Origin of the sequence: Cupriavidus alkaliphilus, from assembly GCF_900094595.1 — a bacterium.
In the GTDB taxonomy this organism is placed as follows: domain Bacteria; phylum Pseudomonadota; class Gammaproteobacteria; order Burkholderiales; family Burkholderiaceae; genus Cupriavidus; species Cupriavidus alkaliphilus.
Genome location: NZ_FMAD01000013.1, coordinates 143092 through 157750 on the forward strand (window position 1 = coordinate 143092; position 14659 = coordinate 157750).

Below are 14659 nucleotides of genomic sequence, written 5' to 3' on the forward strand. Positions count from 1 at the left end.
ACTTCTCACTGCTTTCCCACTGTTATGGAGCTTCAACGTGACAACTCACACCTACGCTGGCACCGCCCTGATCACCGGGGCTTCCTCGGGCATCGGCGCCATCTACGCGGATCGGCTGGCGCGCCGCGGCCATGACCTGATCCTGGTGGCGCGCAACCGCGGCCGGCTCGAGGCCCTGGCGCGGCGCATCACCGACCAGACCGGCCGCTCCGTCGAGATCGTCACGGCCGACCTGGGCCAGGCGGCCGAGGTACGCCACGTCGAAAACATCCTGAGGACGGACGCCAGCATCACCACGCTGGTCAACAACGCGGGCTTCGGTGGCGCACGGCCGTTGCTGGAGTCGGACGTCGACACGATGCAGGCAATGGTCGAACTCAACGTCACGGCGCTGACCCGCCTCACCTATGCCGCTGCGCCAGCCTTCGTGGCGCGGGGCCAGGGCACGATCATCAATATTGCCTCGATCGTCGCGATCGCGCCCGAGGTACTGAACGGCGTGTACGGCGGCTCCAAGGCCTTTGTGCTGGCCTTTACCCAGTCGCTGCAGCATGAGCTTGCCGGCAAGGGCGTGCGCGTCCAGGCGGTGCTGCCGGGGGCGACCCGCACGGCGTTCTGGGACGTTGCCGGGCAGCCTGTCGAGAACCTGCCGGAAGCGCTGGTGATGGACGGCGACGACCTGGTCGATGCAGCGCTGGCTGGCCTGGACCAGGGCGAGGCGATCACGCTGCCGTCGTTGCCGGACGCCGGGGACTGGCAGGCATTCGAGGCCGCACGCGCCGCGCTCGGGCCGAATCTTTCGCGTGCACAGCCGGCCGCGCGGTACGGCATTGTGCGGTAATCGTCCACGTCCGGAGCGCCCGCCCGGCTGCGCCATATGCGCCGCACGCGCGGGCACCGGCAAACGTGCCGGCCGAAACCTTTACGACAGGAAATTCGCCATGAACCTGGAACTGAAACGGAAAATCGCCTTCGCGCTGTCGATGGGCGTGGTGACCACGGGGATCATCTCGTTCGCCCTGCTGGCCCTCAATATCGGATTCACCGAGGAATTCGCGCTGACCTGGCTGCGCTCGTGGGGCGTCGGCTATGTAATCGTCATTCCCGCCATCCTGCTGGTCGGGCCGCGCCTGCAGGCGCAGGTCGAGCGCTGGGTGCGTTGATGCCCCGTACCGCGCCGCGCGAGGATTGCGCGATTGTCATGGAAGCGAGATAGACAGCGGGTCTCCGGCTTGCTGAACTCCACGGGCGATTCGCCCACCCCTGGAAAAGGAGTTCGCCGTGGACCTGAAGACCCTCAGCATCGCCACCTTCAACCTGTACAACCTCAACCTGCCGGGCCTGCCGCTCTATACCGACAGCAACGGCTGGAGCGAGCAGGAATACGAGCGCAAGATCGCCTGGACCGCAAGCCAGCTCAAGCTGATCGATGCCGACGTGGTCGGATTCCAGGAGCTATGGCATGGCGAGGCGCTGACCGCGGCGGTCGAGGCCGCCGGGCTTGCCGCCGACTACGACGTGGTGGTGCCCGACAACGCCGACGGCAAGGGCATCGTCTGCGCCGCCATTGTCCGCCGCGGGCTGCTGGCGGGCGAGTCCGAATGGATCGCCGATTTCCCCGAGGATTTCGTGCTCAAGGCAAAGGGGGACGACCCGCAGACCCCGCAGATCAGCGTCAATATTCGCGGCTTCTCCCGGCCGGTGCTGCATTTCGCCATCCGGCCGCGCGAGGACGAGCCCGCCATGCAGATGTATGTGTGCCATCTCAAGTCGAAGCAGCCGACCCGGATCGATGGCGAGGCCTGGTATGAAAAGGAGATCTATTCCCGGCATGCAAAGGCCATCGGCGCCGCGCTGTCGACCATCCGCCGTACCGCCGAAGCGGCAGCGCTGCGCTTTATCCTGACCAACCGCATGAAGGGCAACAATACCGCGGTGGTCGTCATGGGCGATATCAACGACGGGCAGCTGAGCAACACCGCCAATATCCTGACCGAACAGCCGGCCTACCTGGTCGGCGACTCGGTCGGCGGCGGCGACATCGCCCTGTATACGGCGCAAACGCTGCAGGAATACCGCGACACGCGCGATGTCTACTACACCCATGTGTTCCAGGACTTTCGCGAATCGCTCGACCATATCCTGGTCAGCGAGCAACTCTACGACAACAGCCGGCGCCGCCGCTGGCTGTTCGACGGCCTCGTCGTCAACAACGATCACCTGAACTTCGGCGACCACAAGGCTCTGGGCACCAACGACCACGGCATCATCCGCGCGGTGTTCAAGCATCGCCCCATCCGGGACGACCTGGCATGACACGGGCACGCCTGCGCCGGCGCCCTGCCCGCTAGACGATCGTGATGGGGTTCTGCCGCGGCCCGCGCTCCAGCAGCGCCGCCAGCCTGCGCAGCGCGTGCGCCAGCTGGGCGCGGTCGTCCACCCCGCCCAGCGAAATCCGAATGGCATTGGGTGCGCCCGCGCCGTCCCAGAACACATCGGAGGGCGTGACCCGAAGGTCTTCCGCCAGCGCGGCGCTGGCCAGCTGCTGCGCGGACCAGTGGGACGGCAGCCGGTGCCATACGTGGATGCCGCTGGGCGGCAGCTGGCCCATCCCGCTCAGCCAGCGGCTGGCCAGGGCACAACGCGCCAGCGCTTCGGCGCGGATGCCTTCGAGCAATTGCATGGCCGAGCCGTCATGGATCCATTGCGTCGCCAGCGCCGCGGTCATGGGCGCGGGCATCAGCGCAAACGCGCGCAGCGGCGCCAGCAGGTCGTCGCTGCCGCGGCCTTCGGGCAACAGCACATAGGCGGTGCGCAAGCCCGGGCTGAGCGCCTTGGACAGCGTCGCGACGTAGTAGGTGCGTGCGGGAGCAAAGCGCGCGAGCGGAGGCGGTGCGGACGGCGTCAGCAGCCAGTAGGGGTCGTCCTCGAGCAGCGCGATATCGCAGCGCTGCGCCGCGCTGGCCAGCTCGGCCCGGCGCGAGGCCGGCATGGTGTGGGTGGTCGGGTTCTGCGCGGTCGGGTTGAGGTAGGCCAGCGTGGCGCCGTCGGCGCGGGCGGCGGCGAGCGCGTCGGGCAGCATCCCGTCGGCGTCGCACGGCGCGACCACCACGCGCCGGCCCAGTTGCGCCGCCGCGGCGCGGATGCCCGGGTAGGCCAGCGGCTCGGTCACGATCGCCTCGCCGGGCCGGGTCCGGCTAAGGATCACGGCGGCCAGCGCGGCCTGGGCGCCGGGGCACACCACCAGCCGCGCCGTGTCGACCCGCCCGAACATCGGCGCCAGCCAGAGCGCCCCGGCCGCGCGGTCCGGAGCACTGCCGCCGCCAAGCTGGTAGGTCATCAGCAGTTGCGGGTCGCTGCGCAGCAGGACCTGGTTCAGGCCGCGCCGCAACAGGTCCTGGAAATCCACGCCGGCGGGCGGCGGCGGCACGTTCATGCTCATGTCGACCACCCGCGCCAGTTCCGCGCGCGGCGCGGCGATAAAGGTGCCGAGCGCACCCCTGGCCTCGATCAGCTGGCGCCGCCGGGCTTCGTTATAGGCGCGCGTGACCGTCGTCAGGTCGACGCCGAGCGCTTGCGCCAGGCTGCGCTGAGGCGGCACGCGGTCGCCGGCCACGAGCCGGCCGTCGCCGATGGCTTGCTCGATGTAAGCGACGATCTGCAGGTAGCGGGCGACGCCGGAGGTGGTGATCCGCAGATCCCACCTGGCCACGGCGTCGGCCTCTTGTATGGGTCCTGTCGCCAAAATTTTCCTCGATGTATGGCCCTTGTCTTCGAATAGCATGCCAGACATTGCCGAAGGAATCCATACAAGCCACGCCCGCGCGGGCTGACGCAGCACTTGAATCGGAGCGCGTGGCCGGATGCCTTCGGTAATCCGTAACCAAGGTGTCCGACATGCTCAAACCTACCGCCGGGCCGGCAAACCAGAATCGACAAGGCCCGCTGCCCCGCCCGTCCTCCCGTCACAGTCCATCGCCAGCCCGGCCGCCCCGTATCGGCGTCTTGCTGCTGGCCGCCGGCCTGAGCGCCCTGCTTAGCGGCTGCAACCTCGAACTGCTCAATCCGAAGGGCAGCATCGGCGAGCAGGAGAAATCGCTGATCCTGATTTCGCTGTTCGTGATGCTGATGGTCGTGATCCCGGTGATCTTCCTGACGCTGTGGTTCGCGTGGCGCTACCGCGAAAGCAACACGCGCGCGACCTACGCGCCCCGCTGGTCGCACTCGACCAGGATCGAGATCGTGGTATGGGGCATCCCGTGCGTGATCGTGGCCTGCCTGGCGGTGCTGATCTGGGATTCGACGCACAAGCTTGACCCTTACCGACCGCTGCAGTCCGAGGTCAAGCCGCTGCAGGTCGACGTCATCGCGCTGAACTGGAAATGGCTGTTCGTCTATCCGGAGTATGGCGTCGCCTCGGTGAACCAGCTGGCCATCCCGGTCGGCACGCCCGTCAGCTTCCGGCTCACCTCCGAATCGATGATGAACGCCTTCTTCATTCCGCAGCTTGGCAGCATGGTCTACACCATGGCCGGCATGCAGACCCGCCTGCACCTGATTGCCGAGTCGCCGGGCGTCTATCTCGGCCAGTCCGCGGCCTACAGCGGCGCGGGCTTTTCCGACATGCATTTCAAGACCCTGGCCACCTCGCGCGAGGAATTCGACGCGTGGATCGGCAAGGCCCGCGCTTCGGCCCGGGCGCTCGATGCGAACACCTACCGCGCGCTGGAGCAGCCCAGCAGCAAGGACCCGGTCACGCTGTACGCCTCGGTGGCGCCGCAGCTGTTCGACCAGGTGGTCGACAAGTACATGCAGGCCTACGGCGCGGTGTGCCGCGCGGACACCCCCGAATCTCTGCAGGCCTTCCAGCGCGTTCCGCCGGCGCTGCCCGGCCGCATGGAGCAATGACATGCTAGGAAAACTCAACCTCGAGGCCATCCCCTACCACGAGCCGATCATCATGGGGACGCTGGCGGTGGTGATCGTGCTGGGCGCGGCGCTGCTCGGCGCCATCACCTACTACCGCAAGTGGGCATACCTGTGGACCGAGTGGATCTGCTCGGTCGACCACAAGAAGGTGGGGGTGATGTACATCATCCTGGCGCTGGTCATGCTGCTGCGCGGCTTTGCCGACGCGATCCTGATGCGCACGCAGCAGGCCATCGCCTACGGCGATGCCGCGGGCTACCTGCCGCCGCACCACTACGACCAGATCTTCACCGCGCACGGCGTGATCATGATCTTCTACGTCGCCACGCCGCTGGTGGTGGGGCTGATGAACGTGATCGTGCCGCTGCAGATCGGCGCGCGCGACGTGGCCTTCCCGTTCGTCAACTCGCTCAGCTTCTGGCTGTCGGCCATGGGCGCGGTGCTGGTGATGCTGTCGATGTTCGTCGGCGACTTCGCCGCGACCGGCTGGGTGGCCTACCCGCCGTTGTCGGAGCTGGGCTACAGCCCGACCGTCGGCGTCGACTACTACATCTGGTCATTGCAGATATCCGGGCTCGGCACCACGCTGACCGGCATCAACTTCATCGTCACCATCCTGCGCATGCGCGCACCGGGCCTGACCCTGATGAAGATGCCGGTGTTCACCTGGACCGCGCTGATCACCAACATCCTGATCGTCGCCATCTTCCCGGTGCTGACCGCCACGCTGGCCCTGCTCACCGCCGACCGCTACCTCGGCATGCATTTCTTCACCAACGAGCTGGGCGGCAACGCCATGATGTACGTGAACCTGATCTGGATCTGGGGCCACCCCGAGGTCTATGTGCTGATCCTGCCCGCGTTCGGCGCGTTCTCGGAAATCATCGCCACGTTCTCGCGCAAGCCGCTGTTCGGCTACAAGTCGATGGTCTATGCGACCTCGTCGATCGGCGTGCTGTCGTTCTTCGTCTGGCTGCACCACTTCTTCACCATGGGCTCGGGCGCCAACGTCAACGCCTTCTTCGGCATCATGACGTCGATCATCTCGATTCCGACCGGCGTCAAGCTGTTCAACTGGCTGTTCACCATGTACCGGGGCCGGATCCGCTTCCATACCTCGACCATGTGGACCATCGGCTTCATGGTCACCTTTGCGATCGGCGGCATGACCGGCGTGCTGCTGGCGGTGCCGGGCGCCGACTTCGTGCTGCACAACAGCCTGTTCCTGGTGGCCCACTTCCATAACGTGATCATCGGCGGCGTGCTGTTCGGCTGCCTGGCCGCGATCAGCTTCTGGTTCCCGAAGGTGTTCGGCTTCAAGCTCAACGAGTTCTGGGGCAAGGTGTCGTTCTGGTGCTGGCTGGCCGGCTTCTTCCTGGCCTTCATGCCGCTCTACGTGCTGGGCTTCAAGGGCATGACCCGGCGGATGAACCACTATGCCAACCTCGACTGGCATCCCTACCTGGTGGTGGCGATGATCGGTGCCTTCGTCATCGGCGCCGGCATCCTGGCGATGATGGTGCAGCTGGCCGTCAGCATCCGCGACCGCAAGCACAACCGTGACCTCACCGGCGACCCGTGGGACGGCCGCAGCCTGGAGTGGTCGACCGCATCGCCGGCGCCGTTCTACAACTTCGCGAAGGTGCCGCATATCACCTCGCTGGAGCAGCACTGGGATGACAAGGAGGCCGGGCGCGCCTGGCGCCAGCCGGCCCACTACGAGGACATCCACATGCCACGCCCCACCGCGGCTGGCTTCCTGGTGTCGGTGTTCGGGCTGGTGTCCTGCTTTGCGCTGGTCTGGCACATGTGGCTGGTCGCCATTGCCGGGCTGGTCGGCGCGATCGCGACCTTCGTGCTGCGCAGCTACGACCGCGACGTCGACTACTACGTGCCGGCCGCCGAAGTCGAGCGCATCGAGCGCGCCCGCTATGCCCAACTGCAGCAAGCTGCCTGACCATGACCCCGACGCTATCCCCTACCCTGCACCACCCGGGTCCGGACGCCACACACGCGACCACCCACGCCGCCGAGCACGGCCATCACGATGCCGCCGCCCATACCACGCTGGGCTTCTGGCTCTACCTGATGAGCGACTGCCTGATCTTCGCGGTGCTGTTCGCTACCTTCGGCGTGCTGTCCGGCAACACCGCGGGCGGGCCCGGCGGGCAACAACTGTTCGAGCTGCTGTTCGTGTTCGCCGAGACCATGGTGCTGCTGCTCAGCAGCTACACCTTCGGCCTGGCGATGCTGCGGCAGGACGCCAATGCCGCGCCGCGCATGATCCGCTGGCTGGCGGCCACCTTCGTGCTGGGCGCGCTGTTCGTTGCCATGGAGGTCTACGAGTTCGCCCACCTGCTGCACCAGGGCGCCGGCCCCGGCGTCAGCGCCTACCTGTCGGCGTTCTTCACGCTGGTCGGCACCCACGGCCTGCACGTCACCGCTGGCCTGTTCTGGCTCGCCGTGATGATCCACCAGATCCGGCGCTTCGGCCTCGACGACATCGTGCGCCGCCGGCTGGCGTGCCTGAGCCTGTTCTGGCACTTCCTCGACCTGGTGTGGATCTGCGTGTTTACCTTCGTCTACCTGCGGGAGTTCGCATGAAGCCGTCCCATCTGCATTCCGTCCATGCGGGCGAGCACGCCGTCCATGGCAGCGTGCGCCGCTACACCATCGGCCTGCTGCTGTCGGTGGCGCTGACCGTGGCATCGTTTGCCACAGTCATGACCGGCATGCTGCGGAGCGATGCCGCGATCGCGCTGGTGGTCGGCCTCTGCGTCGCGCAACTGCTGGTGCAGCTGGTGTACTTCCTGCACCTGGGCACCGGCCCCGGCCAGCGCGGCAATACCGTCATCTTCGCCTGCACCGGCTTCCTGATCGCGATCGTCGTCGCCGGCTCGCTGTGGGTGATGCACAACGCCGACCTCAACATGATGCCGACCGACATGTCGATCGAACGGGCACGGGCCAGGGACTAGCGGTGCACCCGCATTGATGGATCCGCGTGGAGAAGGCCATGCTTGCCATGCCCGATGTCGCCCGGACGCTGTCCAGCCCCGAAGAACTATGGCGCGCCATCGCCGGCCTCTCCGCCGGCCAATTGCATACCATCATCGATAGCGCCCATGCCGCGGCGGAACCGATGGCGGACCTCGATTCGTTCAGGCGCCGCATTGCCGGAGTATTCGGCAATGTGGCCGGTTTCACCCCGGCGCCGCCGCCGGAATCGATCGTGCGCGAAATGTGGGAGAAATACCGAGGCTGAAAGTGAGCCGCACAGCCAGCCACTCTGGTTATACTTGCCCTGGTTTTCGTCGTGTTCGGTTTTCCCCCGCAGTTCCACCGAAGTTCTCCGGAGCCACGCCATGCGAACCGGGCATTGCGCCAGCCGACCACGGCATGCCTTGCCAGAGACGAGGTTGCGCAAACACTGCCGCGTGCTCCCGGCCATTGCCGCGGCATTCGCAACGACCTGCTGGGCACAGGATTTCGATGCCATCGAGCGGCCGTTGTGGGAAGCCGGGCTTGGAGTCGGCGGCATCACCCTGCCGCACTACCGCGGCTCGGACTCGCGCGCCAACCTGCTGTTTCCGGTCCCCTACTTTGTCTACCGCGGCGAGCATCTGCGCGCGGACCGGAGCGGGGTGCGCGGCAAGCTGTTCGACAGCGACCGCATCGAGGCAAATGTCAGCCTCGGCCTCTCGCTCCCCGTCAGGAGCAGCCAGGATGAAGTCCGCCGCGGCATGCCGGATCTCAAGACCGCCGTGGAAATCGGGCCTTCGCTGGCGGTCACGCTCTGGCATTCCGCCGAGGACCGCACCAGGCTGGATCTGCGGCTGCCGGTACGGCTGGCCGTGACCGTGGAATCGTCGCCCAAGGCGATAGGCTGGATCTTTTCGCCGAACCTGAACCTCGACGTTGCCAACGTCGGCGGCCTGCCGGGCTGGAACCTGGGCCTGATGGCGGGGCCGCTGTTCTCGACCGCGCGCTACAACCAGTATTTCTATTCCGTCGAGGCGCAGTTCGCGACCGCGGCGCGTCCGGCCTACGTCGCGCGCGGCGGCTATTCCGGCAGCATGGCGCTGGCTTCGTTGTCCAAGCGCTTTCGCCATGTCTGGTTCGGCGCCTTCGTCCGCTACGACCGGCTCGACGGCGCCAGCTTCGAGGACAGCCCGCTGGTGCGCCGCAAAGACGCCCTGGCCGCCGGGCTGGCACTGAGCTGGATCTTCGGCCAGTCGTCGACATACGTACAGAGCCGGGAATAAGGCCACGGGCGGACCGTTGCGTATCGTTGCGGATCGGCTGACCGCATGCGGGCAAACGCATGCGATATATTTCCGCATGCCGCCCCGGCCTCATTTCCCGAACCCAACACAGAGAAAAACGAAGATGCCAATGACAAGGACGATCGTCAGCGCCGTTGCCCTGCTCTGCGCCGCCCCGGTGTTCTCGCAGCCGGCCGCGCCGGCCCCCGCGCTGTCGCCCACTTTGACCCGCGTCGCGCAATCGGGCGTGCTGCGCGTCTGCACGCCCGGCGACTACAAGCCCTTCAGCTTCATGAAGTCGGAAGGCCAGTACGAGGGGCTCGACGTGGACCTGATGGCATCGCTGGCCAGCTCGCTCGGCGCCAAGCCGCAATTCGTCAAGACCAGCTGGGCCACGCTGATGCCGGACTTCGTCGGCGGCAGGTGCGATATCGGCGCCGGCGGCATCTCGGTGTCGCTGGAACGCCAGAAGCAGGCTTATTTCAGCGCGCCCTACATGGTCAATGGCAAGACGCCGATCACCCGCTGCGAGAATGTGCAGCGCTTCCAGACCGTGGAGGCCATCAACCGCCCCGGCGTGCGCGTGATCGCCAATCCGGGCGGCAGCAACGAGCGCTTCGCCCGCACGCACCTGTCCCAGGCCAGGCTGACCATGCACAAGGACAACCTGACGATCTTCGACGAGGTGATCCAGGGCCGCGCCGACGTCTTCGTCACCGAGGCCGCCGAAGCCATCGTCCAGAGCAAGGCCCATCCCGAGCTGTGCGCGGTCAATCCCGACAAGCCGCTGCAGTACGCTGAAATGGGCTATCTGCTGCCCAATGGCGACGAGGTGTTCAAGCGGTACGTCGACCAGTGGCTGCACCTGGCCAGGGCTGGCGGGGAATTCGACGCGCGCCGTGCGGCCTGGCTGGGGAAGTAGCGTTGCGCATGAGATTGGCGCCGGCGCAAACCGCTAGTTCACCGGGGTAAAGACCGGCGCCCCCTGCTTCTTGAGCAGGAACACGACAAACTTCGCGGGCCTGGTCTTGCTGGCATTGCGACCGACGGTGTGGAGGTCGTCCGGGCCTTCGTAGAAGGTCTCGCCCGCCTTCAGCGTCACCTCCTTGCCGCCCTTCACGCCCATGACAATGCTGCCTTCGAGCACATAGACAAACGCATGCGCGTCATGGCGGTGCACCGGGTCGAAGCCGCCGGGCGGGTACTCCACCGTGATCATCTCGACTTCCTTGCCCGCATAATCGGGCAGTGCCTTGGTGGTCAGCGACTTGACCACCACCTCGGGCGGCGCGGCATTGGCCAGCGGCGCCGACATCAGCAGCAGCAGGCTCGCCGCCATGGCAATCGACCGTTTCATGGCATTACTCCAGGTTGGCCTTGTCCAGGCCGAAGGCCTTGTCGGAGGAACCCGGCACCGTGCGGAAGGCGACGTTCAGCCGGTTCCAGGTGTTGATGGAGCCCACCAGGAAAGTGAGGTCGGACAGCTCCTTCTCGGAATACTGCGTCAGCACGCGCTCGTAGACGTCGTCCGGCACCCCGTGCGCGGGCAGCTGGGTCAGCGCCTCGGTCCAGGCCAGCGCGGCGCGCTCGCGCGGCGAGAACAGCGTCGATTCGCGCCAGATCGCCACGTGGTGCAGCCGCAGCTCGCGCTCGCCGTGGATTTTCGCCATCTTGACGTGCATGTCGACACAGAACGCGCAGCCGTTGAGCTGCGACGCGCGAATCTCGACGAGCTCGCGAATGTGCTGCTCGATCGTCGTTTTCGGGAACAGGCTGCTGAGTTCCATGAGCTTCTTGGAAAGCTCCGGGGATTGCTGGAAGAAGTTTAGGCGTTGCGTCATGATCGCTCCTGCTGAGATGGCGGGGATACCCGGCGGGCCTGCGCCGGATGGCAGGGACCGCGTGGAAGGAAGCGTAGCCGTACGCCGGGCGCACCGGTAGTGCCGCAGAAGTACACGCACTGTTACCGCGCCGACACCAATCGTCGGGCACGATGCGGCGGCACCGGACCGGCCTGCAACGGAACTACCGCGCCGCGTTGGCTTCGCGCTCGAACGCGCGGATCACCGGGTTGCCCAGGATGGCGTCCCTGCCAGCTTCGATCAGGCGGTCGACATCCTTCTCGGGCAGCCGGAGCCTGGTCGGCAGCTCGTTCAGGCTTGCGGCACGCGCCTTGTCGAGAGCGTCGAAGGCGATCCGTGTGACGAAGAACTCGACGTCGTCGCAGCGCCAGCCCGGACGACTTGCGGCGATAGCCTGCTGCCGTTCAAGCGGCATGGCGCACCGATACGCCACCAGGTCGTTGCGCCACTGCCTCATCATCGGAACGAAGGCGTCATAGCTCATGCGCACGTTGGTGGCCATGGCCGCGTCGATGGACGCGTTTGCCACTTCGATCCCCGACGGGCCGACCTGGCTTTGGTTCCAGTCGCCGCGCGGCCCCTGGCCGGCATCGACCACGACAAACAGCAGCCGCCGCACCTTGATCGCGTCGTTCTCGCTCATGGGCCCGTAGGCCGTGCCCAGCAGCAGGCGCGACTGGAAGATGGTGGCCAGGCCGTAATTGTCGGTCACGCCGCCATCGACCAGCTTGATGTACTTGCCCCTGGACAGATCCCGGTGGCCGCGCACGGCAACCGCCAACGCGCCGATCAGCAGCGATTGCCCCGGCGCATCGGCGTGATCGAGGTTGGGCAGCGGCGCACGGCAAGCCTGCGGGTGCTTCTCCAGCACGATGGGCGCGAAGAACAGCGGCACCGCCATGGAAGCCGCGACGGCCTCGGAGACGGGAAAGCTGGCGAGATCGCTGCAAAGCGCATCGAATGCCAGCTGGCTGAACGGAAACGCGACCCGATAATAGACGTTGGTGGCGTTGATCCACACCAGCGGCTTGCCGCGGCGGAACATGTCGGCGTAGGTGGCCCCCTTGAACACGTCTTCGTCCAGCCAGGTCCGGAGGTCTTCCCGGTTATTGAGGCCCCCGCCAAAGAGCCGCGCAACGTTGAGGGGGTTAAGGAGGCTGAAGCGCAGCCGCGCCTCGCCGTCTTTCAGAAGCACCGAGCGGAACGTCGCCAGGCTGTCCTTGCCATGCAGGCCGTAGTAGGCGGCGGTGAGCGAGCCTCCGGACACGCTGCTGATAAAGGCCACGTCGTCGAGCAAGGAAGCGCCGTCACGACCCCCCATGGCGTCAAGCCCCTGGAGCGCGCCGAAGGCGAAGGCCGCGGCCCGCGTGCCGCCGCCGGAGAACGCCATCGCGATGGTCGTCGGCCCGGCGACATCGGCAGGTTCACGCAACGGCACGGCAGCGCTGGCGGCCGTTGCCTGGGGCAGATTGCGGGGGACATTGTGAGAAAGCGAGCCGCAGGCACCGACTCCCGCAAGCACAAGCACCATCAGGGCGCGGACGGCCTTGCCGCAGGTGCCGCGCCCGCTTCCTGGCCGCCCGGGTGACCCGGGCAGGCAGCTGTTCCGGCGGAGAGAGGGATCGTGACGAGACATGCTTGGCGTGGCCCGGGGTGCAGGATGGGATAGTGGAGATGCGTTGCCGCAAGCATCCGATGGCGGTTGCCTCGCCATGATATGGCATCACGTCGGGCACGGCACGTACCTCGCCACCGAGGGGATCGCCGTCACGATCCCAGACCTGAAGACCTCGGGTCGGCAGCGCCTTGAGAACCGTCGCCCGCTATTCGTTTTGCACATACCAGATGTTGGAATTCTTGAATTTACTGCGGGGCGGCCGCTTCATACACTCGTCCGGACAAAAAGAAGCATCAGGAGACAGACATCGTGAATGCCACCCTGCGCGCCAGCCTGCACCAGGCCGCGGTCGGTCGCCCGCGGCCGCGCCGCGCCTTTGCCCAATACTCCTCCCTTGCAGCGCACCCGTCCCGGAAAACGCTACCGCGGCGGCCAGGCCATACGGCCCAACATCCCCCGAGCACTGAAGCATGACCACCGAAAATCCATTGCAGTTCGTTGTGGAGCCCCATCCCGGCCCCACCCCCGCCGGGCAGATCGCTGCCAGGCTGGAGAACCCCGCCTTCGGTCGCGTGTTCACCGATCACATGGTCACGATCCGTTGGACCGACGGTCGCGGCTGGCATGACGCCAGGGTCGAAGCACGCCGTCCTTTCCAGATCGATCCCGCCTGCGCAGTGCTGCACTATGCGCAGGAGATCTTCGAGGGCATGAAGGCATACCGTGGCGAGGGCGGCAGGATCTCGCTGTTCCGGCCGCAGGAGAACGCGAAGCGTTTTCGCGCCTCCGCTGCCCGCATGTCGATGGCGGACCTGCCCGAGGCCACCTTCCTGCAAGCCGTGGAAGCGCTCGTCGATATTGACCGCGCCTGGATTCCTGGCAGCCAGGGCAGCCTTTACCTGCGCCCGTTCATGTTCGCCTCGGAGAATTTTCTCGGGGTGCGTGCTTCGGCCGAATTCATATTCTGCGTGATCGCGTGTCCGGTCGGCCCGTATTTCAAGCCCGGCAAGTCCGCGGTGACCGTCTGGGTGTCGGATCAATACACCCGTGCGGCTTCCGGCGGCACCGGCGCCGCCAAATGCGGCGGCAATTACGCCGCCAGCCTGATCGCGCAGACCGAGGCCGCGGCCAAGGGCTGCGACCAGGTCGTGTTCCTGGACGCTGCGGAGCACCGCTGGATCGAGGAGCTCGGCGGCATGAACGTGTTCTTCGTGATGGATGACGGCTCGCTGCGCACGCCGCCCCTGAAAGGGACCATCCTGCCGGGCATTACCCGCGCTTCGATCATCGAACTGGCCCGGCACGAGGGCATTCCGGTCAGCGAAACGCCATACGACTTCGAGTCGTGGCGCGCCGACGCAGCCAGTGGCCGGGTCAGGGAAACCTTCGCCTGCGGCACTGCCGCGGTCGTTACCGCCATCGGGCAGGTGCGTCACGCCGGCGGCGAATTCACCATCGGCAACGGCGGCGAAGGCGAAGTCACGCAACGCCTCCGTGGCTTGCTGACCGGCATCCAGCGCGGCAGCATCGCCGACCCGTTCGGATGGGTGCATCACGTCGATTGAGATCGGCGTGATTGACCTCGGCGGCGAGCAAGGCATCGCAGTGCAACGCTCGCCGCGTTGATCTGATTTGACGTCTGTCCCACCGCCTGGGCGGTCTGGGCCATTCCCAAAAAACTACCGGGACCGGCGCGCGACCTGCGTGCCGGCAAGCGGTGTCGTCTACCCGTCGGCACGCTGCCCGTATGCCAGCGCACCGCATGCCTCGCCGCCATCTCCGGCGCGCAGCCGTGCGAGCGCGCGGCAAGACCCATTTAGGAGATCCCTATATGAGCTTGTTCCGAACCAAGGACATTGACGCCATGCTGGCGCAGCGCCACGTCGCCGCCCTGAAAAAGGTGCTGGGTCCGGTCGACCTGGTGCTGATGGGCATCGGCGCCATCATCGGCACCGGCATCTTCGTGCTGACCGGCACCGGCGCGC

15 protein-coding genes and 1 pseudogene are annotated in these 14659 nt (G+C 66.4%); 12 read left to right on the forward strand and 4 right to left on the reverse strand.

The window, feature by feature from the left end:
- The first annotated feature begins 37 nt into the window (after positions 1-37).
- The 3 genes from GA0116996_RS23795 to GA0116996_RS23805 all read left to right on the forward strand — a co-directional run bounded on the left by GA0116996_RS23795 (position 38) and on the right by GA0116996_RS23805 (position 2316).
- Positions 38-841, forward strand: a complete 804-nt coding sequence (locus GA0116996_RS23795) for an SDR family NAD(P)-dependent oxidoreductase (protein ID WP_092316514.1) — start codon at positions 38-40, stop codon at positions 839-841.
- A gap of 100 nt (positions 842-941) precedes the next feature.
- Positions 942-1163 (forward strand): DUF2798 domain-containing protein, encoded by a 222-nt coding sequence (locus tag GA0116996_RS23800; RefSeq protein WP_167355545.1) that lies wholly within the window; start codon positions 942-944, stop codon positions 1161-1163.
- A 118-nt stretch (positions 1164-1281) separates the two neighbouring features.
- Positions 1282-2316 carry an endonuclease/exonuclease/phosphatase family protein gene (locus GA0116996_RS23805; protein ID WP_092316516.1) on the forward strand — a complete coding sequence of 345 codons (1035 nt, stop codon included), beginning with the start codon at positions 1282-1284 and terminating at the stop codon, positions 2314-2316.
- 31 nt (positions 2317-2347) lie between these two features.
- Here the strand turns inward: GA0116996_RS23805 and GA0116996_RS23810 are convergent, their stop codons facing one another.
- Positions 2348-3712 (reverse strand): aminotransferase-like domain-containing protein, encoded by a 1365-nt coding sequence (locus tag GA0116996_RS23810; protein WP_243419756.1) that lies wholly within the window; start codon positions 3710-3712, stop codon positions 2348-2350.
- 185 nt (positions 3713-3897) lie between these two features.
- Between GA0116996_RS23810 and cyoA the strand changes: the two genes are divergently transcribed.
- From cyoA to GA0116996_RS23845, 7 genes are all read left to right on the forward strand, one after another.
- The gene (gene cyoA / locus GA0116996_RS23815) at positions 3898-4908 is read left to right on the forward strand and encodes a ubiquinol oxidase subunit II (RefSeq protein WP_092316520.1); all 1011 of its coding nucleotides are present in this window, start codon (positions 3898-3900) and stop codon (positions 4906-4908) included.
- A gap of 1 nt (position 4909) precedes the next feature.
- A complete protein-coding gene (gene cyoB / locus GA0116996_RS23820) occupies positions 4910-6886 on the forward strand; it encodes a cytochrome o ubiquinol oxidase subunit I (protein ID WP_092316522.1) in 1977 nt (658 codons plus the stop codon).
- A 2-nt stretch (positions 6887-6888) separates the two neighbouring features.
- A complete protein-coding gene (gene cyoC / locus GA0116996_RS23825) occupies positions 6889-7533 on the forward strand; it encodes a cytochrome o ubiquinol oxidase subunit III (RefSeq protein WP_092316524.1) in 645 nt (214 codons plus the stop codon).
- Positions 7530-7907: a cytochrome o ubiquinol oxidase subunit IV gene (gene cyoD / locus GA0116996_RS23830; RefSeq protein ID WP_092316526.1), complete on the forward strand. Its 378-nt coding sequence runs from the start codon at positions 7530-7532 to the stop codon at positions 7905-7907. Before cyoC ends, cyoD begins: the two co-directional genes overlap by 4 nt.
- 38 nt (positions 7908-7945) lie before the next feature.
- Positions 7946-8194 carry a hypothetical protein gene (locus GA0116996_RS23835; RefSeq protein WP_092316528.1) on the forward strand — a complete coding sequence of 83 codons (249 nt, stop codon included), beginning with the start codon at positions 7946-7948 and terminating at the stop codon, positions 8192-8194.
- Positions 8195-8366: 172 nt separating this feature from the next.
- On the forward strand, positions 8367-9194 hold the full coding sequence (locus tag GA0116996_RS23840) for a MipA/OmpV family protein (protein ID WP_244159966.1): 828 nt from the start codon (positions 8367-8369) through the stop codon (positions 9192-9194).
- A gap of 130 nt (positions 9195-9324) precedes the next feature.
- On the forward strand, positions 9325-10116 hold the full coding sequence (locus GA0116996_RS23845; RefSeq protein WP_092316532.1) for a transporter substrate-binding domain-containing protein: 792 nt from the start codon (positions 9325-9327) through the stop codon (positions 10114-10116).
- 33 nt (positions 10117-10149) lie between these two features.
- Here the strand turns inward: GA0116996_RS23845 and GA0116996_RS23850 are convergent, their stop codons facing one another.
- The 3 genes from GA0116996_RS23850 to GA0116996_RS23860 form a co-directional block, all read right to left on the reverse strand.
- On the reverse strand, positions 10150-10551 hold the full coding sequence (locus tag GA0116996_RS23850) for a cupin domain-containing protein (RefSeq protein ID WP_092316534.1): 402 nt from the start codon (positions 10549-10551) through the stop codon (positions 10150-10152).
- Between the two features lie 4 nt (positions 10552-10555).
- Positions 10556-11035: a carboxymuconolactone decarboxylase family protein gene (locus GA0116996_RS23855; protein ID WP_092316536.1), complete on the reverse strand. Its 480-nt coding sequence runs from the start codon at positions 11033-11035 to the stop codon at positions 10556-10558.
- A gap of 184 nt (positions 11036-11219) precedes the next feature.
- On the reverse strand, positions 11220-12587 hold the full coding sequence (locus GA0116996_RS23860) for a patatin-like phospholipase family protein (RefSeq protein WP_244159968.1): 1368 nt from the start codon (positions 12585-12587) through the stop codon (positions 11220-11222).
- A 557-nt stretch (positions 12588-13144) separates the two neighbouring features.
- On the opposite strand from GA0116996_RS23860, the gene GA0116996_RS23865 reads away from it, so the two are divergent.
- Both GA0116996_RS23865 and GA0116996_RS28130 read left to right on the forward strand, forming a co-directional pair.
- The gene (locus tag GA0116996_RS23865; protein ID WP_092316539.1) at positions 13145-14239 is read left to right on the forward strand and encodes a branched-chain amino acid aminotransferase; all 1095 of its coding nucleotides are present in this window, start codon (positions 13145-13147) and stop codon (positions 14237-14239) included.
- A 266-nt stretch (positions 14240-14505) separates the two neighbouring features.
- Positions 14506-14659, forward strand: a pseudogene (locus GA0116996_RS28130) (amino acid permease); the annotation flags it as partial.

What these genes read in the sequence shown, in the direction of transcription:
- cyoC (WP_092316524.1), top strand. Translation starts at nt 6,889, where the DNA reads ATGACCCCGACGCTATCCCCTACCCTGCACCACCCGGGTCCGGACGCC.
- GA0116996_RS23855 (WP_092316536.1), bottom strand. Translation starts at nt 11,035, where the DNA reads ATGACGCAACGCCTAAACTTCTTCCAGCAATCCCCGGAGCTTTCCAAG.
- GA0116996_RS23845 (WP_092316532.1), top strand. Translation starts at nt 9,325, where the DNA reads ATGACAAGGACGATCGTCAGCGCCGTTGCCCTGCTCTGCGCCGCCCCG.
- GA0116996_RS23850 (WP_092316534.1), bottom strand. Translation starts at nt 10,551, where the DNA reads ATGAAACGGTCGATTGCCATGGCGGCGAGCCTGCTGCTGCTGATGTCG.
- GA0116996_RS23800 (WP_167355545.1), top strand. Translation starts at nt 942, where the DNA reads ATGAACCTGGAACTGAAACGGAAAATCGCCTTCGCGCTGTCGATGGGC.
- GA0116996_RS23865 (WP_092316539.1), top strand. Translation starts at nt 13,145, where the DNA reads ATGACCACCGAAAATCCATTGCAGTTCGTTGTGGAGCCCCATCCCGGC.
- cyoB (WP_092316522.1), top strand. Translation starts at nt 4,910, where the DNA reads ATGCTAGGAAAACTCAACCTCGAGGCCATCCCCTACCACGAGCCGATC.
- cyoD (WP_092316526.1), top strand. Translation starts at nt 7,530, where the DNA reads ATGAAGCCGTCCCATCTGCATTCCGTCCATGCGGGCGAGCACGCCGTC.
- GA0116996_RS23860 (WP_244159968.1), bottom strand. Translation starts at nt 12,587, where the DNA reads ATGGTGCTTGTGCTTGCGGGAGTCGGTGCCTGCGGCTCGCTTTCTCAC.
- GA0116996_RS23835 (WP_092316528.1), top strand. Translation starts at nt 7,946, where the DNA reads ATGCTTGCCATGCCCGATGTCGCCCGGACGCTGTCCAGCCCCGAAGAA.
- cyoA (WP_092316520.1), top strand. Translation starts at nt 3,898, where the DNA reads ATGCTCAAACCTACCGCCGGGCCGGCAAACCAGAATCGACAAGGCCCG.